The organism is Pseudoalteromonas sp. NCIMB 1079 (genome assembly GCF_040567695.1).
Classification (GTDB): Bacteria; Pseudomonadota; Gammaproteobacteria; order Enterobacterales; family Alteromonadaceae; genus Pseudoalteromonas; species Pseudoalteromonas distincta.
In genome coordinates this window covers 459,504-479,410 of sequence record NZ_JBEWZA010000001.1, presented here as the reverse complement: position 1 = coordinate 479,410, position 19,907 = coordinate 459,504, and the positions used below count along the sequence as shown (strand labels likewise).

At 40.3% G+C, this 19,907-nt stretch carries 23 protein-coding genes and 1 pseudogene; 12 read left to right on the top strand and 12 right to left on the bottom strand.

Going from position 1 to position 19,907, the window contains the following annotated elements; genetic code table 11:
* Positions 1-7: 7 nt before the first annotated feature.
* Genes ABX891_RS02215 through cyaY form a run of 6 tightly spaced genes read right to left on the bottom strand, consistent with a single transcriptional unit; the run spans position 8 to position 5,906 of the window.
* Positions 8-1,117, bottom strand: a complete 1,110-nt coding sequence (locus ABX891_RS02215) for a heme biosynthesis HemY N-terminal domain-containing protein (RefSeq protein ID WP_354628824.1) — start codon at positions 1,115-1,117, stop codon at positions 8-10.
* Positions 1,114-2,955, bottom strand: a complete 1,842-nt coding sequence (locus tag ABX891_RS02210) for a uroporphyrinogen-III synthase (protein ID WP_165743265.1) — start codon at positions 2,953-2,955, stop codon at positions 1,114-1,116. Before ABX891_RS02210 ends, ABX891_RS02215 begins: the two co-directional genes overlap by 4 nt.
* The gene (hemC, locus tag ABX891_RS02205) at positions 2,956-3,894 is read right to left on the bottom strand and encodes a hydroxymethylbilane synthase (protein ID WP_024605933.1); all 939 of its coding nucleotides are present in this window, start codon (positions 3,892-3,894) and stop codon (positions 2,956-2,958) included.
* A 35-nt stretch (positions 3,895-3,929) separates the two neighbouring features.
* A complete protein-coding gene (locus ABX891_RS02200) occupies positions 3,930-4,907 on the bottom strand; it encodes a DUF2914 domain-containing protein (protein ID WP_354628823.1) in 978 nt (325 codons plus the stop codon).
* A gap of 22 nt (positions 4,908-4,929) precedes the next feature.
* Positions 4,930-5,586, bottom strand: coding sequence for an alpha/beta hydrolase (locus ABX891_RS02195; RefSeq protein ID WP_007580555.1), 657 nt, complete (start codon positions 5,584-5,586; stop codon positions 4,930-4,932).
* Positions 5,583-5,906, bottom strand: a complete 324-nt coding sequence (gene cyaY, locus ABX891_RS02190; RefSeq protein WP_002960979.1) for an iron donor protein CyaY — start codon at positions 5,904-5,906, stop codon at positions 5,583-5,585. The genes ABX891_RS02195 and cyaY overlap by 4 nt, the downstream gene beginning before the upstream one ends.
* A gap of 157 nt (positions 5,907-6,063) precedes the next feature.
* Between cyaY and lptM the strand changes: the two genes are divergently transcribed.
* From lptM to ABX891_RS02150, 8 genes are all read left to right on the top strand, one after another.
* Entirely contained in the window at positions 6,064-6,258 is a 195-nt protein-coding gene (lptM, locus tag ABX891_RS02185) for an LPS translocon maturation chaperone LptM (RefSeq protein WP_008136157.1), read from the top strand.
* Positions 6,259-7,512: a diaminopimelate decarboxylase gene (gene lysA / locus ABX891_RS02180; protein ID WP_354628822.1), complete on the top strand. Its 1,254-nt coding sequence runs from the start codon at positions 6,259-6,261 to the stop codon at positions 7,510-7,512.
* Positions 7,513-7,576: 64 nt separating this feature from the next.
* Positions 7,577-8,407, top strand: a complete 831-nt coding sequence (gene dapF, locus ABX891_RS02175; protein WP_002960987.1) for a diaminopimelate epimerase — start codon at positions 7,577-7,579, stop codon at positions 8,405-8,407.
* On the top strand, positions 8,404-9,015 hold the full coding sequence (locus ABX891_RS02170; protein WP_290192656.1) for a DUF484 family protein: 612 nt from the start codon (positions 8,404-8,406) through the stop codon (positions 9,013-9,015). The genes dapF and ABX891_RS02170 overlap by 4 nt, the downstream gene beginning before the upstream one ends.
* Positions 9,012-9,956: a tyrosine recombinase XerC gene (locus ABX891_RS02165; RefSeq protein WP_290192657.1), complete on the top strand. Its 945-nt coding sequence runs from the start codon at positions 9,012-9,014 to the stop codon at positions 9,954-9,956. Before ABX891_RS02170 ends, ABX891_RS02165 begins: the two co-directional genes overlap by 4 nt.
* A 10-nt stretch (positions 9,957-9,966) precedes the next feature.
* Positions 9,967-10,674 (top strand): HAD-IA family hydrolase, encoded by a 708-nt coding sequence (locus ABX891_RS02160; protein ID WP_354628821.1) that lies wholly within the window; start codon positions 9,967-9,969, stop codon positions 10,672-10,674.
* 28 nt (positions 10,675-10,702) lie between these two features.
* A complete protein-coding gene (locus tag ABX891_RS02155; protein WP_354628820.1) occupies positions 10,703-11,806 on the top strand; it encodes a retroviral-like aspartic protease family protein in 1,104 nt (367 codons plus the stop codon).
* A 21-nt stretch (positions 11,807-11,827) separates the two neighbouring features.
* Entirely contained in the window at positions 11,828-12,184 is a 357-nt protein-coding gene (locus ABX891_RS02150) for a HopJ type III effector protein (protein ID WP_182721006.1), read from the top strand.
* A 9-nt stretch (positions 12,185-12,193) separates the two neighbouring features.
* Here ABX891_RS02150 and ABX891_RS02145 read toward each other — a convergent pair whose 3' ends face one another.
* Both ABX891_RS02145 and ABX891_RS02140 read right to left on the bottom strand, forming a co-directional pair.
* Positions 12,194-12,601 (bottom strand): GNAT family N-acetyltransferase, encoded by a 408-nt coding sequence (locus ABX891_RS02145; RefSeq protein ID WP_182721007.1) that lies wholly within the window; start codon positions 12,599-12,601, stop codon positions 12,194-12,196.
* A gap of 41 nt (positions 12,602-12,642) precedes the next feature.
* Positions 12,643-12,948 carry a DUF6482 family protein gene (locus ABX891_RS02140; protein ID WP_182721008.1) on the bottom strand — a complete coding sequence of 102 codons (306 nt, stop codon included), beginning with the start codon at positions 12,946-12,948 and terminating at the stop codon, positions 12,643-12,645.
* An 89-nt stretch (positions 12,949-13,037) separates the two neighbouring features.
* On the opposite strand from ABX891_RS02140, the gene ABX891_RS02135 reads away from it, so the two are divergent.
* From ABX891_RS02135 to ABX891_RS02125, 3 genes and pseudogenes are all read left to right on the top strand, one after another.
* A complete protein-coding gene (locus ABX891_RS02135; protein ID WP_182712529.1) occupies positions 13,038-13,730 on the top strand; it encodes a pseudouridine synthase in 693 nt (230 codons plus the stop codon).
* Positions 13,731-13,831: 101 nt separating this feature from the next.
* The gene (locus tag ABX891_RS02130) at positions 13,832-14,206 is read left to right on the top strand and encodes a BlaI/MecI/CopY family transcriptional regulator (RefSeq protein WP_007377323.1); all 375 of its coding nucleotides are present in this window, start codon (positions 13,832-13,834) and stop codon (positions 14,204-14,206) included.
* A 9-nt stretch (positions 14,207-14,215) separates the two neighbouring features.
* A pseudogene (locus ABX891_RS02125) lies at positions 14,216-15,423 on the top strand (M56 family metallopeptidase).
* A gap of 73 nt (positions 15,424-15,496) precedes the next feature.
* Here ABX891_RS02125 and ABX891_RS02120 read toward each other — a convergent pair.
* On the bottom strand, positions 15,497-15,880 hold the full coding sequence (locus tag ABX891_RS02120; protein ID WP_002961011.1) for an MAPEG family protein: 384 nt from the start codon (positions 15,878-15,880) through the stop codon (positions 15,497-15,499).
* 239 nt (positions 15,881-16,119) lie between these two features.
* Between ABX891_RS02120 and ABX891_RS02115 the strand changes: the two genes are divergently transcribed.
* Entirely contained in the window at positions 16,120-16,998 is an 879-nt protein-coding gene (locus tag ABX891_RS02115; protein ID WP_442448668.1) for an EamA family transporter, read from the top strand.
* A gap of 67 nt (positions 16,999-17,065) precedes the next feature.
* On the opposite strand, the gene ABX891_RS02110 is transcribed toward ABX891_RS02115, so the two are convergent.
* The 3 genes from ABX891_RS02110 to ABX891_RS02100 form a co-directional block, all read right to left on the bottom strand.
* On the bottom strand, positions 17,066-17,383 hold the full coding sequence (locus ABX891_RS02110) for a DMT family transporter (RefSeq protein WP_002962354.1): 318 nt from the start codon (positions 17,381-17,383) through the stop codon (positions 17,066-17,068).
* Complete coding sequence (locus ABX891_RS02105) at positions 17,383-18,915, bottom strand: GNAT family N-acetyltransferase (protein WP_354628819.1); 1,533 nt, start codon at positions 18,913-18,915, stop codon at positions 17,383-17,385. Before ABX891_RS02105 ends, ABX891_RS02110 begins: the two co-directional genes overlap by 1 nt.
* An 88-nt stretch (positions 18,916-19,003) precedes the next feature.
* Positions 19,004-19,852: an MBL fold metallo-hydrolase gene (locus ABX891_RS02100; RefSeq protein ID WP_354628818.1), complete on the bottom strand. Its 849-nt coding sequence runs from the start codon at positions 19,850-19,852 to the stop codon at positions 19,004-19,006.
* Positions 19,853-19,907: the final 55 nt, after the last annotated feature.

Below are 19,907 nucleotides of genomic sequence, written 5' to 3'. Positions count from 1 at the left end.
TAGTCATTTATTGATATAAAACGAGCGCCTTTTCTGCCTGTGCACTATTTTTATAACTCAACACAGCTTGTTCAGAGAACTGTTTTTTATTTTCACTATTCAGTGCTTTATCAAAAATTCTAGCTGCTAAGTCATAATCACCCTTAGCATTAGCAAGGCAAGCTAGCGCAAGTAATAGTGAATTATTTGAATCATCCTTCTTAAGCCGTTCTTGAATGCTTATTTGCAACTTAGCTGCATCGGCTGCTGTTGCTTTACTTAATATATTGGCAAGCTCTAAGTGTTGCTCATTGTGCTTAACCATCTTAATTAAGTCACTTTCAATAACAGCCAATTGACCTGCTTGCGCCATTTGCATTAAATATGCGGTGTGGGCATGAGCTTGCAGCTTTTTCGGTAGCTGTTTATATTTTTCACTCAGCTTGTCTGCATCTAACGCATTAAAATAAGCACTAAATAACTGCGTCCACTGTGCATCAGTAAGTACTTTTTTGCGCAGTAAACGCGGCAAAAAGTCTTCCAGCGCACTAAAGTGTTGTTGCTGTACTAATACTTCTGCATAAAGTTTTAACTCAAGTGCGGTGGCTTTTTTAGCTTCTGCGCTAATACGCATTTGTGATTCAATCGCGCTACTGTCGCCACTTGCCAACCATAGCTTTGCTACTTTTAATTGATGCTCTGGGCTTATTTCAAATAAACGCTCAAGTGCTTTATCTGTTTGATTATTAGCAAGCGCTGCTTTTGCAAGTAATGCTAAGCGAATATCTTCAAACTTATCTGGTACGCTATTACCCGATAAAGCCTGTTCTACGTGCTCGTAATCATCATTAATAGTACTCCAAAGAGCCTGCTCAATAGCTGCTTGTTTGCGCTCTTGGCTACGTGCAAAAAAGCCATGCTTAGTATTATGATAAATCGATAATAAATAACGAATTAACTTATATGTTAAATATAAAACAACAGCGGTAATGACTGCCATTATACAAAACGATACTATCGTGCCTTCTATCGTCGTATTGTTAAATGAAATAAGTACATAACCTTTTTCATCTAGAACAAATGGAGTAACCGCTAGTACAACAACAATAGCTACAATTAAAATAATTAGCCCTATCATTGCGCCCACTCCTTAACCTTTTGTGTACTGTTTAAGGTTACTTTTGGATTAAAGTTAAGCTGCTCTTTTTCGAGTTTAGACAACGCTTTAAGGACCGTTTTAGTTGTATCATCGTCTTGCTTGAAATACTCACCAACTAAGCGTTTTGCTTCACTTAAGGCGCTAAAGAAAATACTCGCCTGCTTACTCATAAGTGCATCTTGTGCCTGAGTTATATTAAGCTTGATTCGTTGATTTATTAAATGGCGCTCTTGATCCGTCAGTAATGGCTCAATGGAAACACCTTCATGCTGGCGAATAGTAATAAAGCTATCCACAATTTTATTCCAGCTATTACTCAAGTTTTGCTGCCAATCACTCACGTCACCACTTAAAGCATTTTCATCTATTGTAGCTGCTTCTTCTGGTAAATTAACTGCATTAAAAACTAAGTCATCAATACTGCTTAGTACACTGTTTAGCTGTAAATAAATAGCCTCTGTTGCAACAGGTTTAAGGCTATCAAGTGTTTGTATGTCTTGCATAATAGCTTGGCGAACTTCAACTGTTCCTGGGTGCTCACTAAGTAACCCATCTAAGCGTTTTAAAACAGCACTAGCGCCTTGGTAATCTTTTTCAGCCCATAGTTTAAACTCAGCCATACGTTGTAAGCTGGTTACTTCTTGTGGGTTTAAAGATGAGCCTTGTTGCTGCGCCTTTTGCAAAGCGGCTTTCAATTCTTGCTGATTTTGAACTGCACTTTCATTTAGGGCTGCGGCAACTTTTTCCTCACTATTAAACAGCGCTTGTTGCAAATTAGATTGCGCCGATTTAAGTGCTTGCAGCTCCTGGGTGAGTAACTTATTTTGCTCGCTTAACTCATTAACGGCTAGGTTTTGCGCCTTACCAGCATTTAATTTTTGATAAAACTCGTATCCAACACCAGAGGCCACAATTAACGAAATAAGAAGCGCAAGTACTGCAACCTTACTTATTTTTTGTTTACTTTTGTCTGCCGTATTTTTTGTAGCTGTAGGCTCTTGCTTAGTTGATTTAGCAGAGGTCGTGTTAGCTATTGTTGGTGTGGCTTTTTCTGCCGTTACTGGCTTTGACTGTTCGCTCATGTTGCTACCTTGCTGATTTATGCAGGTAAACATAGCATTATCGCTAGCCCCTGCTGCAATGTGTATATTAGCCGAACTTACCTGTTGCAGCTTTAAATAAGCGGCTATACGCTCGCTAGCAACATAAAATCGGCACTGTTGTAACCATTGTAGTTGGTGTGCAGTAAGGCTTTTAAATATAGCATCAACTGCTGCATTACTTGTTATGACTATACCGTGTACATTCTGGCTTTTCCAGTGGTCTGTCCAGTTAGAGGTGATACTCTCTGTCGGTTCACGTTTGTACACAACACAATTATTTAAAAAAGCACCGCGCTCTTTGAGCGTTTTAGCTAACTCAGGGCGGCCACCTTGGCCCTTAACTAATACTATATTACAGCCATCCACCTCGGCGAGTGATTTAAGCGCAAGTAACCCTTCTGAATCATACTGCTTTGGTACTGCTGCGCGCACACCAAATTGCTCATATATAACACCGGCTGTTTGTTGTCCAACCGCATAAAACTGCGCTTTGGTATTTATATCTGGTTTCAATTGCGAAAGTGCACTGACTGCATCTTGCGAGATAAATATTATTTTATCTGCATTTAATAGCGAACTAAGCTCAGTGCTGGAGGGTGTTAAATGCGTTATTTTTAATACCGGAAATAAAGACGCCTGATAACCCGCTTGCTCAAGTTGCTGTGCAAGGGCTGCGCCTTTTCCTTCGGGCCGAGTTATCAGAATATGTGTCATTTATGCGTCTCTATAAACTTCAGCTAATATTTTGTCTGCACCTTGAGCTAGTAATTTTTTAGCAAGCTCAATACCTAGTTTTTCTGCGTCATTTACATGGCCTGTTACTTCGTCACGTAAAATTTCGCTGCCATCAACAGCACCAACTAAACCACGTAAATGCACTTGTTCGCCATCAACCAATGCATAAGCACCAATAGGAACTTGGCAACCACCTTCTAAATAGCGATTCATCGAACGCTCTGCGTTTACGCGAATACGTGTTTGTGTATGCTCAAGTGGTGCAAGTAATGCTTTGGTTACTTCATCATCAATACGACATTCAATACCTACAGCGCCTTGACCATTTGCTGGTAATGACACTTCTGGCTCAATGTAGTCAGCAATACGCGACTCCATTTCTAAACGAATAAGCCCTGCAGCCGCTAAAATAATAGCATCATATTGGCCGTCATCTAATTTACCTAAACGCGTATTTACATTGCCGCGTAAATCACGAATATCTAAATCAGGGCGAAGTGCCTTAATTTGGCACTGGCGGCGTAGGCTCGAAGTACCAACAATAGAGCCTTGTGGTAGGGCACTTAAATTTGCAAAATTGTTTGATACAAACGCATCGCGTGGATCCTCACGCTCACAAATAGTATGCAGTGCTAGCCCTTGAGGAAACTCTACTGGCACATCTTTCATAGAATGTACGGCAATGTCAGCTCGGCCATCTAGCATGGCTTGCTCTAGTTCTTTAACAAATAAGCCTTTACCGCCAATTTTGGCCAATGGCGTATCTAAAATTATATCCCCTTGTGTCGACATTGGGACTAATTCTACGCGCACATCTGCATGAAAACGCTCAAGCTCTGCTTTTACAAATTCGGCCTGCCAAAGTGCTAGAGCGCTTTTGCGCGTTGCGATGCGTACTAATTTTGTTTTTTCTGTCATAGGGGTATCCAATTAATTACTGCGTTTAGCCAGTTTTAGTCAGCTAAAATTCTAAATTCTTTTTGGGCAATTAAATTACCTTGCTCATCAACTACATCAACACGCCAATGACCTGTTTGTGTGTTCATTATATTTTTTGTTGAGTACGTTCTGTAACGAGGCGAAGTAACATTAAGTGTAATTTCAGCCATCGTTTCACCTTCAAACGACCAAACATGCTTAACTTGCTGGCCTTGAAGGTTTTTAATCTCGCTAAAAAACGATAACCCTTCCTCAAACTGGCTTAACCTAATATCAGCAGCAAACACATTAGTAGGCTCACGCTTACTTACTTTACGAGTAAGTACCGCGCGACTAATTTTACCCGTGTCTATTTGCGCCCCCAATGCCACACTTGCCACATGTGCTGTAGAGGAAAAACCTTCAGTGCCACTCAATGCGCCATCATCACTTTCTAACTCTAAAACTAAGTCACTTTGACTAGCAGGCTCAATCACGTTTTGAGCTTCTGCGGTTTCTTCTTGCACATCATTATCAAGGTTTGAGTTTAACTCTGTATTAATGCTTTCGCTTTGTTCAGTAACACTATCGTTGTTAGCCAATAAAACAGGGGGATTATTTACAAGCTCAGCTTCATCAGATGTATTACTTGAAATGCTTAGTTGAGCCTCATTTTGCTCAGCTGACAACGGTTCAATCCGAGCTTGCATTACCTCTGCAGATTCATTAGGGGTATTGTTTATTGATGATTCAGACTCAACATCCGTTACTTCAACGTTTGCCTGGTTTTGAGCGTTACTGCTAAAGCTTAAAAATTGCTCCTGCTCATTTGGATGCTCACCTTGCTCTGCACTGGCTGACGTTGTTAAGCCATACACAACTGCTGCAGAGGTCATTAATACCAACATAGCAATACTCACAATACGACGCCAATTCCACTCGTAGCTTACCGTTGGTACACTCTCTTGTAGTTCGCGTTTAACATTTGCTTTAATAACTATTTTTTGACTCATATTGACCTCAGCGGTTCCAAAATTAGCTTAAACGAGCAATTAACCATTGGCGAATAGCTTGCAATTCTTCTGCGCAAACTTGGTGAGCCATTGGATATTCTTGCCAGCTTACATCCATGTTATGTGCTGTTAATACTTCAAACGCACTTCTTCCCGCACTATGCGGTACAACGTTATCTTGGCTACCATGAGCCATAAATACGTTTAAATCAGTATGCTTTGCTTCATCAGCAAATTTTTGCGGCACACACATATAAGTAGAAAGCGCCATAACACCCCCAAGCTTTTGCTCAAAGCGCGGTGCTAAATGCAGAGACACAACACCACCTTGAGAAAAACCAGCTAAAATAATTTTATTAGCAGGTATGCCATTAGCAATTTCTTTATTAATTAACTCTTCTACCTTTGCAGCCGAATCCCTTACGCCTTGTTCATCGGCACGCTTATCTAATTCTATAGATTTAATATCGTACCAAGAGCGCATTTCCATGCCACCATTTATGGTGACCGGTTGTACTGGCGCATGCGGAAAAACAAACCGTATACCAAGCTCACTTGGTAAATTAAGCTGCGGAGCTACTGGCGCAAAACCATCCCCAGAGTCACCTAAACCATGTAACCAAATAACCGTTGCTTTGTGCTCACTTTGGGCTGCATATTCTACAAATTCTAAACTCATAGTGATGATTGCCACTTAACTTCTTGGCCTGCTTGGCGAGTTGAGGCTTCATTTATAAACGCCCAAAATTCAGCGCCAGAACGGTTATCAATCCATAACCCATCACGCATTTCAAAATGATGTCCATTAAACTTAGTCGCAACCCATACTTGGTGAAGAGGTGCTTGCTTGTTAATCACTATTTTACTTTTATCAGGAAAAATTATTTCTAAAATACCTTGTGCCGATTCGTAATCTAAATCAGCTTCGCAATCATCAACCTGCTCTTCAATAGTGAACATAAGAGCTTCGGCTAATTGGTGATATTCGTGTTCAGTCATTGTTATTTCCTTTGCAGGCGAGCCGCCTAATATTGGGTACGTTTTAGCTTTAAAAGTATGCAGCTAGTGTAACAGGAATAAAATCATCCGCGAATAGCTGCATTTTTTAGATATTCTGTTACTCTGCGATTATAAAGCCAGCAACCGTATTAATCTAATGAAAGCGACACATACCTTACAATTAAAAAAACTATTAATAAGCACTGTACTGTTAAGCGCCTTAGCTGGCTGCGGACAAAGCGGTCCGTTATATTTACCAGAGCCACAAACAGAGCAAAACCAACCTCAAAATACAGCTCAGCCAGCCACTACCGCTGAGCAAGCCAAAGCACAGCAAAGTCAGGAGCAATAAATGGATTATTTTAATTACAAAAACAACCAATTATTTGCCGAAGACGTCAGTGTGGCAAGCATAGCGCAGCAATACGGTACGCCATGTTATGTTTACTCGCGTGCTACATTTGAGCGCCATTACTTAGCGTTTGCTAACGCCACTAAAAATCACAAAAGCCTGGTATGTTACGCTGTAAAAGCAAACTCAAATATTGCCGTACTTAATATATTAGCGCGCTTAGGATCGGGTTTCGATATTGTATCTAAAGGTGAACTAGCGCGTGTAATTAAAGCGGGAGGCGATGCTTCTAAAGTGGTTTTTTCAGGCGTGGCTAAAACGTCTGACGAAATAGCTTACGCATTAAAACTGGGCATTAAATGTTTTAATGTAGAGTCGGCGTCTGAGCTTGAGCGTATTTCTGAAGTGGCTTGCGAGCTTAACCTAGAAGCGCCTATTTCTATTCGCGTAAACCCAGACATAGATGCAAAAACACATCCGTATATTTCTACCGGTTTAAAAGAAAATAAATTTGGTATTGATATTCAAACAGCAGTGAGTGTTTATCAACGAGCCGCAGCACTACCTGGTTTAAAAGTAATTGGTGTCGATTGCCATATTGGCTCTCAATTAACGCAAGTTAGACCTTTTTTAGAAGCCCTTGATAAATTAATGGCGCTTATTGATGAGCTAAAAACTAACGGTATTGAGCTAACTCACTTAGATATTGGTGGCGGTTTAGGCGTGCCATATAATAATGAGCAACCACCACACCCAAGTGAATATGCAGCACAAGTTACCGAGCGCTTAGCTAACTACAAACACCTTGAACTTATTTTTGAACCAGGACGCGCCATTGCAGCTAATGCGGGTATTTTGGTTACTCAAGTTGAATTTATTAAACAAAACCAAGACAAATTTTTTGCCATTGTCGATGCGGGCATGAACGACATGCTTCGCCCTGCGCTTTATCAAGCGTGGCAAAAAATTATTCCGGTATCCGTTCGCGACGACGAAACACCTACTCACAACTTTGATATTGTGGGTCCCGTGTGTGAAACCGGCGACTTTTTAGGAAAAGACCGTGAACTAGCGCTTAAACAAGGCGATTTACTTGCACAACGAAGTGCGGGTGCATATGGCTTTACAATGAGCTCAAACTACAACTCGCGCCCGCGTGTTGCAGAAATAATGGTAGATGGTCAGCAGCATCACCTTATTCGTGAACGCGAAACTATTGAAAGCCTTTATCAAGGTGAGAAAGTTTTACCATAAACGTTTTTGTCTACTAGCTGCTCTGTGGCATGATTAGCACAGAGCAAAACCGAATTAGAGCGCTATGTTAGTTAATTTTTCCAAAATGCACGGCTTAGGTAACGACTTTGTTGTGATTGATAACATTACACAAAATGTTTTTTTGTCGCGAGACCAAATCAAAAAACTGGCAGATCGCCACTTTGGCATTGGCTTTGACCAATTGCTGATGGTTGAAGCACCATATTCACCTGATCTCGACTTTCATTATCGAATTTTTAATGCCGATGGTACCGAAGTAGAACAATGCGGTAACGGCGCACGCTGTTTTGCCCGCTTTGTACGCATGAAAGGCCTTACTAACAAGCACAAAATTAGTGTATCGACTAAGTCGGGCAACTTAACGCTCTACATAGAAAAAGACGGTCAAGTAACTGTTAACATGGGCCATCCTAATTTTGAGCCAAGTAAAATTCCGTTAAAAGCCAGCAAACGCGAGCTTACTTATATTATTAGAACGCAAGAACACACTGTATTTAGTGGCGCGGTATCTATGGGTAACCCGCATTGCGTGCTAGAGGTTGACGACGTAACCACCGCACAAGTTGATATATTGGGTCCATTACTTGAAAACCATGAACGCTTTCCCCAAAAAGCGAACATTGGCTTTATGCAGGTTGTATCGCAAGAACACATTAAGCTAAGAGTGTGGGAGCGCGGCGTTAACGAAACCTTAGCCTGTGGCACTGGTGCATGTGCAGCGATGGTGATTGGTCATATGCAAAATAAATTATCAACAACCGTTCAAGTAGATTTGCCGGGCGGTACTTTGCAAGTGCGCTGGAGTGGTGAAGGTCACCCGGTACGTATGACTGGTCCCGCAGAGCATGTTTTCGACGGACAAGTAGCACTATGAGCGAGCTAAGTACAGAGCAGGTTATTAATTACTTACAGCAACATCCTGACTTTTTAGTTCATCACCCTGAGCTACTCGCACAACTTGAGCTGCAACAGCAAGCTCAAGGTGCAACGTCACTAGTACATATTCAGCAACGTCAATTACGCGAGCACAACACGCTTTTAAAAAGCCAAATAGATGCTATGAGCAAGCATGCAACGCAAAACGAGCTCGTATATCGTTTGTTTAGCCAATGTCATCGCCAGCTTTGGAATCATGACGATTTTGACACTCTTGCAAATAATCTACGCAATATAATTTGCTCAAGTGAAGATGTTAACGACTGCAAATTAGTAAAATACAATCCCGAGTACGACGAGCTTATTGCGCATCGCCTTACCCATTCTGGGCATTATTTAGGGCGAATTAATAAACAAGAGCGCGAACAATTATTTAGTGAAGATACACAATCCGTCGCTATTTATTTAATTGGCGACACCAAGCACCCTATCGCTATTTTGGCGTTTGGTAGCAATAACGTAAACCATTTTGAGCCCGCGCAAGATAACCTGTTTGTGCTCGACTTAATAAACGCATTACACCTGCGGTTACAAAAACTAGCATGAGTGACGATGCGCCTAATATTACTGAGCTAAGTGACAACTGGCGTACACCCATAACGCTATTTAGCGATTATTTAAAGTTTGAAAAACAATATTCAGCGCACACAGTTAATCAATACGTAAGCCAACTTGGCTTTGCTGCCCTATATTTTAGCAAACTATGTGATGACTGGTTTGGCGTACAAGGCGAGCATATTCGCCGCTACAGTATGGCACTGCGATCAAAGCAATTAAGTGGCCGTACAATTAGCTTAAAGCTCAGTTGTATTCGCAGCTTGTATAAGTTTTTAAAAGCAAAAAATATTGCCGAGCAATCGCATTACCATAATCCGGCTATAGGTATAAAAGGCCCTAAGTTTGCAAAGCCCCTACCTAAAAATCTCGATGTAGATCAAATGGCACGCTTGCTCGAAATACCCGACGACGAACCTCTCGCAATTAGAGATAAAGCAATGATGGAGTTAATGTATTCATCAGGGCTGCGTATAAGCGAGTTAGTTGGCGCTAACATGCAAGATATTAGCGCTGCCAATGGTGAAATTTTAGTGCGTGGTAAAGGTAATAAAGAGCGATTAATTCCGGTGGGCAAAAAAGCGTTAGACGCATTAAAAAAATGGCTCACAATACGCCCTCAGTTTGCAAAGCCCGATGAAATAGCAGTATTTTTAAGTAGCCAAAAAAACCGTATTTCGATTCGCCAAGTGCGCCTACGCATGCAAGAGTGGGGAATAAAACAAGGCATTAGCTCGCAGGTTCATCCGCATAAGCTACGCCACTCGTTTGCGTCACATATTTTAGAATCATCTGGTGATTTACGCGCCGTGCAAGAGTTACTAGGGCACAGCAGTTTGTCGGCTACACAAGTGTATACACATTTAGATTTTCAACATTTAGCCAAAGTGTACGACAACACTCACCCTCGTGCAAAAAAACGAACTGATTAGGTAAATAAAAATGATCCGATTTAATCGTGCTATTAAGCCATTTTCTGTCATGAGCTTTGATTTAGACGACACGCTATACAGCAATCACCCTATTATAAAAGCAGCCGTTAAAGCCCAACAAAATTATTTAAACGCGCTACCGGGCTATCAAGAGCAAGGTCCAAAGTACTGGCAACTATGCCGTAACGAAGCCGTATTACAATCACCAGAACTTGCCGATAACGTCACTAAATGGCGCCAACATACACTGCGTTTAGCGCTTTCCAAGTTAAATTTAAACGTCGATGATGTAGAGCTTCATGCAAATGCAGCGTATAACGCCTTTGCCGATGCACGTAGCAACATAGTGGTTAGCGATGACATACTTAACCTGCTGGATAACTTGGCAAAACATTTCACTCTTATTGCAATTACTAACGGTAACGTTGAAATTGAACGCTTTAATTTACACAATAAATTTGAGCTAGTACTGCAAGCGGGTATGCACGGTAAAGCAAAACCGCATACCACTTTATTTGATAAAGCAGCCGCACATTTAAACGTTGCTAAAAGCGATATTTTACATATTGGTGATAGCCTAGATACCGACGTGCAAGGCGCAAATAATGCCGGTTGCCAATCGGTATGGTTAAACGACCAAGGCGCTAATTATAGCTATAAAGGGCTGGCTGATATTGAAATAGCCAATATTCATGCATTAACGCACTTTATTAAATAATACCAATTGCATTAAATAAGAGGTAATAATGAGCCACTATGCCAAGCTAATCACCTTACTATTAATTGGCTCACTTAGCCTTAACGCTTATTTATTATGGCCGCAGCCCGTGTTAACTAAAGTACAAAAAACGCAAAGTACCCAGCAAAGTGTATTACCTAAACAACAAAATACGTTACTAAATACAGCAAAGCAGCAATTTAAAAAACACCAATTTGAAGCCGCACTTAATAGCTATCAACAGTTAAAAAACAGCAATCCAGAAAGTGCAAAAAAACTTTATTCATCGTGGCTAGTACAGCTTAAAACATGGCTAAGAAGCAATTTATTACTCAGCGAGTCATTTCTCAATGCGCTATTAAATAACAGTCCTTATAACGTAGAATTACTTAACTTTCAGATTGAGTATTTAATAAGTAGCGAGCAAACACAAAACGCCATCATTGCTTTATTTGAGTTGTTTCCGTTGCTATCTGCTGATCAGCAAAGCAATGCAAATACACGCTTAAATACGCTCACTCAAAACGAATTACACACATTAACTGAGCAACAAAATTGGCAAGCTATTATTGAGCAAACACAAATTTGGCTTGATTATAAAAGCGATAACGCACAGTTTTTATACCCGCTTGCGTACGCCTACTATCAGCAAGGCGATTTAATTAGCGCACAAGCAACGCTTGATCGAATGCCAAACCAGCACAATCTAAAAAGCCAAGTACAAACACTGCAAGCGATGATCAATAAAGCACAATCGCAAGACGACTTCGTTGCTTTAACGCCTTACGGCGCACATTACTTAATAAACACCGAAATAAATAATAATCTATCGACCGAACTAATGATTGATACTGGCGCAAGCGTGACCTCGCTACCTACAAGTATAATTGAGCAAATTTCGCCACAACCTTTATATTTAGGCGATGTAACGGTAAATACAGCTAACGGTCAAATTATTGTAAAGCGTTATCAAATTGAATCGTTTAAAGTGGGCTCGCAAATTATTTATGGTTTTGAAGTGTTGAGTATTGAAAACACCCGCGGGCAAGGTTTGCTAGGAATGAACTTTCTATCGCGATTTAAATTCAATATAAATCAGCAAACAGATGAGCTAGAGTTGAGCGCTAAATAATTAAAAACCCAAAGGTAACACATGACACTAAATGACTATTTAAAAACCCTTGCAGAAAACCCAAAAAGCATTCAATTTACCGATACAATGGCGGTGATTGAAGCAAATTACGACTTTACTGCATGTGGCTTTAATAACCATGGATTACTTAGCGCTGCGAGTGAGAACAACGGATCGTGTAAAATTTTTGCGTTTGCTAAATTAAACGACTTAAGTAAACAAAATACGTTGGATTGTTTTGGTAAGTTTTACCGAGAAGACGTGCTGCAAAACCCTAAAGGGGATGATCACATGAACATTCGCACGTTTATGTTAGCACCTGAGGCAACACCTTTTTTAGGTGTTACCTTTGAAGGCGAGCCATTAAAAGAAAAATAGCCAGCAAAATTAAAGTGGCTTTTCCATAAAGTAACGCGTACCTGAGCGTGGGTAATTATTAAGTTGATACTTAACACTATAACCGCGCTTTTCATAAAAGGGTTTTGCTTGAAAATCAAGTGTATCAAGCTGAGCAGTTGTTGCACCTAATTCAATAGCAGCTTGCTCAAGTGCCGTTAGCAACTTACCTGCAAGCCCCTTACCTTGCGCACTATCGCTACACCAAAGCCAACTAACCATCAGCCAATTTCCAAACACACACCCACTAATACCGGCAACAAGCTCACCTTGCTCATCAGTAAATTTATAGCCTAATGGCACTCTTTGCGCATCAAAATGCTGGGCGTTAAATTCAACTATTTTACCACGTAGTATAGAGCTTAATACGTCGGAGTGATCTGCTTGTAATTGGTACATATTGCGCTTCTTAAAAAGCGAATGTTAGCAAACTCATACCATCAATACAGATTATTTTTACCAAAAGGTACTTCAAGCATATTGCTGCCGGTTTTTTCTGGCTGACCGCACATTTCGTCATAAGCACTAGTTTGCCTTAATATCATCTGTGCATATGCTATTTTGTCAAAACGCTTTTGAACATGCAGTGGGCTTAGCGCTCTTAAAAACTCACTGCTGTCTTCTGTTACATAATATTCAACGTTATTAATCATTACCGATACTTGATAAAGCGCCATATCTAACGAGTGAACAATGACTTTTTGTAGCGGTTCGTGCTTTTTTAACTGTGAAAATTTAATACCCATCATGTTTACCTTTTTATATTTAGCATTATCGATACGCAGCTTTGCTATAATCGCGATCAAATTTTTATTAGCCGCTGGCGTCACACGTTATGATCACAAAAATTCGACTCGCTAAATATATTGCCCATGCAGGTATTTGCTCTCGTAAACAGGCATCGCGTTTAATTGATGAAGGTGTGGTGACTGTAAATAATCGCCCAGCAAATCATATAGATCACGTTGACGAGCAAGACATTGTAATAGTGAACGAAAAAGAAATTAAAGGTGCTGCCGATTTAGTTTATTTTGCGTACCACAAACCAGTAGGTATTGACTGTAAATTAAATATTGATGACCCTGCCAGCCTTATTCACCATTTGCCCACACTCACCCGTGTTTACCCTATTGGTCGATTAGATAAAGACTCTCGTGGTTTGCTTATTTTAACCAACGATGGGGATTTTTGTAATCAACTAATACATCCTGACTTCCACCAGCCTAAACATTATTTAGTCACCGTAAATAAGCCTTTAGACGATGCTTTTTGTAAAAAAATGGCAGCAGGCGTACCCGTTGATAAACACATAACCCTGCCTTGTGAGGTAAATAAAATAGCCAGTAATCAGTTTAGTATTGTTTTAAAACAAGGGCTAAACAGACAAATACGTAAAATGGCGCATTACTGCGGATACAAAGTAATTGACTTATTTAGAGTGCAATTTAGTGACCTCACCCTTTCAAAGCTAAACCTACCTGAAAACCAATATATACAAATTAATAAAAACGATATTTCAAAAATCTAATACCAAGTCACTTAACTACATCTCAAAAAGTTAAAAATAAACTTGCAAAAATAGATTACAGGTGTAGTCTTAAATTAAAGATTACACTTGTAGGCGATAAAATGATTGAATTATCAAAAGCAGAATTTGACGTGCTCGACGCACTTTGGATTAATTACCCCGCCACCGCGAGCCAAATAATTGAGCGCTTAAGTGACGATAAGCAATGGCACGAAAAAACCATTAAAACGCTACTAGGTCGACTAGTAAAAAAAGGCGCACTTACATTTGAAAAAGAAGGTCGCCAATATATTTATACTCCCTGTATGGAGCGCGCCGACTACACCCTAAAAGAAAGCCAAAACTTTATTGAGCGATTTTTTAGTGGGCGTATTGCGCCACTTGTGAGTGGCTTTGCTAAATCGGAGCAGCTTTCTCAGCAAGATATAAACGAGCTTAAAAAAGTTATAGATGACTGGGAAAAAAACCAAAAGTAAGGGATTAACATGGTTATTCAAACTGGTTTTAATTGGTTAATTGAGCAGCAACTACTATTAAGTATTTTGTTTTGTGGATTTATTTTACTTGAGCGATTTGCTTTAAAAGCCCTTGGCTCGCGGTTTGTATATAAATTAGCATGGCTATTACCTGCGGCATTGGTGATTGCTAATTTACCAAATGCGATTAAACCACTGCAAAATAGCAATATTAGCCATTACTTAATCACCCCTAACCAGCCTTTTACACATGAAATGGGTATTAGCTGGGCGCTCATGTATGTACTTATTACCGCAGGGTTATTAATAGCTAGCTTTATTACGCATACCCGCTTTGTTAAAAGCCTGCAGTTAACTGAGTTAACCCAATTTGAAAGCACTCTTACCGCTGATGTTAAAACTTATGCCAGCCAACATGTAGCCACGCCAATGGTGGTCGGTATTTTAAACAGCAAGCTGGTGTTACCGAGTAACTACAATACCCAGTTTGATAAAGCCACATTAGCGCTTATTTTAGAGCACGAAAACGTACACATAAAACGCAAAGACAACCTAACAAACACACTTATATTACTACCTACTATTTTACTTTGGTTTAACCCACTAGCTTGGGTTTGTTACGCAAGCATGCGCCGACTACAAGAGCTAACTTGTGATGAACGGGTACTTGCCAATAAAACCACACAACAACATATTTTATATAGCAAAGCCTTAATAAACTGCGCGGCAAATGCGCCCACAGGACTTATGGCTTATTCACACTACGGAGATAAAAAACCATGTTACAACGACTTACTAATATAAAACACAGCGGGGAGCGTTCAAAGTTTGCTAAAGGTGGCTTATTGCTTGTAGCAGCAAGTATGCTAAGCGGATTAGCGATTGCAAAGCAACCTGAGGCAATGACTAAAGAGGATCACATTTCACCAACAATACGCATTGAACCTGCTTACCCAATACAAGCAGCTCAACAAGGGATCAGCGGCTCTGTTGTATTAAAATACGATATTGCAGCAAACGGTAAAACAAAAAACATTAGTGTTATTCAATCTAAACCTAAAGATATTTTTGATAAATCAGCGAAAGAGGCGCTAGCAAAATGGAAATATAAAGCATCAGATTCAGGTTTTGAAGATGTACTTGTGCAACTAGATTTTGCGATTAATAGTGAAGTGACGCCTACCGATTTAATTGAGCGAATTAAAGTGTCGCATTAACGCCACGAGTTGTTCAAGACTACAAAGCAAGCGCCCTTTTAGGCTGCTTGCTTTGTGGTTTTAAAATTTAAACCTACAAACTCACCACAATCATGGCAATGGCTGTACCCAAACCAATAAACCACACTAATGAGCGAATTATATCTAGATTCATATAGTAAAATACGCAATACAAAATACGCGACACAATATGCGTAACCGCTAGCATTTCGGTCACTGCACCTACAGAGTTAGTGCCCAGTACAACTGCAATAGCGACAGCAAAAACAGCAAGCGATTCAAAACAGTTTTGATGAGCAGCGAGCGCCCGTGCACCAAAGCCGGTTAATTTTGTTTGTTGCGCCCTTGGATGTTTATTGTCGTATCGACCTAATTTTGCCATTGCTATAGCAACCGGCACTTTTGCAAAGTAAGGCATTAATACCGCAAGTAATGCACATACAACTAATGTTGTCATAATTTATCCTTTTGATGTTTCGGATAATTTAGCATAAGCGTAATAAAAAAGCCGCCAGATACGTTTTATGACAAACGCTGGCGGCTAACAATAACATCAGGTCTACTATAGCTAAATTTATCCTCAAACCCGTGCGACATAATGTCGCAGATGATGAATATTCAACATCATAGTTAATGCATCGCTTTACTTCACAAAGCTTGTTAACTTTACTGCCTTACATTTTAACGATGACGACCATGACCTGGATATTTTTCACTTTTTTAGCCGCCTTCATGCAAGCATGGCGTAATGCCCTGCAAAGTAAATTAAGTAACGATGTGAGTGTGGCTGGCGTAACACTCTCTCGCTTTATTATTGCAGGCCCTATTGCTGGCGTGTATTTATATGGTTTGTATCAATATCAAGATACCGCCATGCCTACGTTTAATAATGCCTTTTGGGGATTTATTGTAGGCGCAAGTGTGATGCAAATACTTGCCACTGGTTTAATGGTTAAGCTATTTAAAATGAATAATTACGCTGTAGGTGCTGGTCTTGCCAAAAGCGAGGCGTTAGTAGCTGCTATTTTAGGTGTATTATTTTTTGGCTCGGCACTTTCTTTGCTCGGTTGGCTTGGTGTGTTTTTTGGCGCTATTGCCGTATTGCTACTCAGCGGCATAACAAGCGTTAAACACTTTAATGCTAAAACAGCATTACTAGGACTGGCTTGTGGTACTTGCTTTGCACTTACATCGCTGTGGGTACGAGAAGCGAGCTTAAATTCAGGATTATTATTTCCTCACTCAGCAGCTTGGGTTTTGCTGTTTGTAATTAGCTTACAAACACTAATACTACTGGGCTATTTATTATTAAAAGAGCCGCAAACACTTAGTAAACTGTGGCAATACAAAGGTACTACAGCCGCAATTAGTGTTTTTAGTTGTGTCGGTTCTATTGGCTGGTTTAGTGCAATGAGCTTACACCACGTTGCTTACGTTAAAACACTTGGACAGGTTGAAGTGTTTTTTACCATGCTAATTGCCGTTCTTTGGTTAAAGCAGTCACTTAAGAAACAAGATACTGCAGGCTTAATACTCATAGCCATTGCCGCTGTTTTGGTTATGTTGCCGAATTAAGGGCATAAAAAAGCGCAGGCTTTTATACCTGCGCTGTTATAATTTTTTATCGCTTTAAGAACTGGTTCTAAGAGCTGATTTTTAGTGTTATCACACCACTAATAATCATTAATACTCCCGCAATACGACCAAATGTAGCGGCATCGTTATAAAACAATATACCCACTAAAAACGTACCGGCGGCGCCAATACCTGTCCATACGGCGTATGAGGTGCCCATTGATATTTGCCTTTGTGCAAGCCACAACATAAAACCACTAGCGACTAAAAATACCACCGCTATTGCTATACCTTGCCAGCGAGTATCAGCGTTTTGCGAAATTTTTAAGCCAATCGGCCAGCCAATTTCAAGTAACCCAGCAATAATTAAGTACACCCACGCCATTAAACGCCTCTCTTTTTAACAATCACTTCGTATAAATCTTCGCGGCGATCTTTTAAATTACGCACTGTGCCTTCGCTGTGAAGTATTTTAAGCTTATCCATATCAAGGTCACTAAATAGCAGCATTTCGGTGTTTGGTGTGGCTTCGTTAAGTGTTGCATCGTGCGGGAACGAAAAGTCCGATGGCGTTAATACCGCCGATTGTGAGTACTGCACATCAAGGCTTTCTACCTCTGGTAAATTACCTACTGAGCCTGCAATAACCACATAACATTCGTTTTCTATTGCACGCGCTTGTGCACAGTGGCGCACACGTAAATAACTGTTTTTAGTATCAGTCCAAAATGGCACAAACAGAATATCTAACCCTTGTTTGGCCAATATGCGTGAAAGCTCTGGAAACTCTACATCGTAACAAATTTGAATACCTACACGACCGGCATCGGTATCAAACACGGCAATTTTATCGCCGCCTTGAATAACCCAATCGTTTTGCTCATGCGGGGTTATGTGTATTTTACGTTGCTCGTCTATTTTACCGCTACGATGGCACAGGTAACTTACGTTATAAATTTTATCATCTTCGGCAAGTGGCATAGAGCCGGTAATAATATTAGCGTTGTATTCTATTGCCATACGCGACATCGCGTTTTTAAACGTTTCGGTATATTCCGCTAGATAGCGAATCGCTTCTGTTTGATTACTTTGATTCCCTAGCCCCATTAGTGGCGCATTAAAAAACTCAGGGAATAGTATAAAGTCACTTTTGTAGTCAGATACGGTATCTACAAAGTATTCAACCTGCTTTAGCATTTCTTCAACCGATTCAACACAACGCATTTGCCATTGCACAGCACCTACACGCACGATTGATTTAGTTGACTCAAGTACCGTGTCGGTTGGCTCATACATAATGTTATTCCACTCAAGTAAAGTGGCGTAACCAACAGACTCTTGATCCTCCGGTAAATACTTTTTAAGTAAGCGTTTTACCTGAAAATCGTTAGATAACTGAAAACTTAAAATAGGATCGTATAATTCTTTTTGATCTACTTTTGCAATGTATTCCATTGGCGTCATTTCACTACTGTGATTGTAATAACGCGGAATACGCCCACCTGCTAAAATAGCGCGTAAGTTATATTGGCGGCACAATTCTTTACGGGCATCATAAAGGCGACGACCTAAACGCATGCCTCTGTGACTTTCGCTAATAGCAACATCTAAGCCGTATAGCGCATCGCCGTCGGTATCGCTAAATACACGGTCGTGACCGTCTGCAATATCTTCGTATGTATGCGGGTTTGAAAATCGCGTGTAATCAACCTGCACGCTTAATGCTAAGCCCACCAGCACGCCGTCATCTACAATACCTATTTGCCCTTCAGGAAACTGGTCTATTAATCTAAAAATGGTATGACTTGGCCACGCACCGCCTAAGTCGGGATACGCTTGATCCATCAAGGTTTTAATTTGCGGATATTGCTCTCTGGTTAAGTTACAAATTTCAAGATGGGTTTTTTCTGCCGACATACACAACTCCTTTGGGCATAAGAAAATAAAAGCTGAGTGTACGTTAAAGTACACTCAGCTTTGTATCATGTTTTTTACGTTACGCGTACTACTTTAAGCTACGATAAAAAAGTGTGGTTACTTTCTCTTTTGGTAACCAGCCTGCGTATTCAAGATTCAGCTCAGCCAATGGATCGGCTTTAAGTACTTGCTCTAAGCTTGCATTATTTTGCATTGCTTTTAGCATTACGTCTTTCGCGTTTTGAACTAGCTTACCATACGCTATCAGTCCTGAACGGTCACTTACCTTGCCGTGACCTGGTATTACTTTAGTGTTGCCGTCAATTTGATTAACTACATCGTTTACTGCCGCTAAAATACCATCAACGCTGCCGCCGCTATCTACATCAACAAACGGTAAGCTGCCAAAATTAAAGTAAATGTCGCCCATATGCACTATGTTGTCGTTACTAAAAAAGATAACGGAGTCGCCATCGGTGTGTGCATGTTCGTAATGCACTACATGGGCGTGTTCGTTATTAAAATGTAGTTTTAAGTCGTGACCAAAACTAATGTGCGGTAAAAAGTCTGACCCCTCCCCGTGCTGCTCTTCTAAACGTTTGTGTACATTGTCGTGCGCTATAACATGCGCACCCGCTTTAGCAAAGTTCTCGTTGCCACCGGTATGATCGCCATGATGGTGAGTATTAATGACAAACTCTGCACTGCCTGGTTTTAAATCGCTAATGGTTTTTTTAATATCATCTGAGAGCTTGGCAAACTGATCATCAATAATATAAATGCCATCATCACCTACACTTGCTGCAATATTACCGCCTTGCCCAAATAGTACGTATACATGCTCACTTAGCTTTTGTGCTGTTACTGGGCCATCATCTGCTTGCGCTGTAGTGCTTAGTAATAAACCTGTTATTAATGCGGGTAGTATTTTTTTCATTTTAGTTCTCTGTTGTTTTATTGGTAATTATATAGAACGTGTTTAGCTATACTTT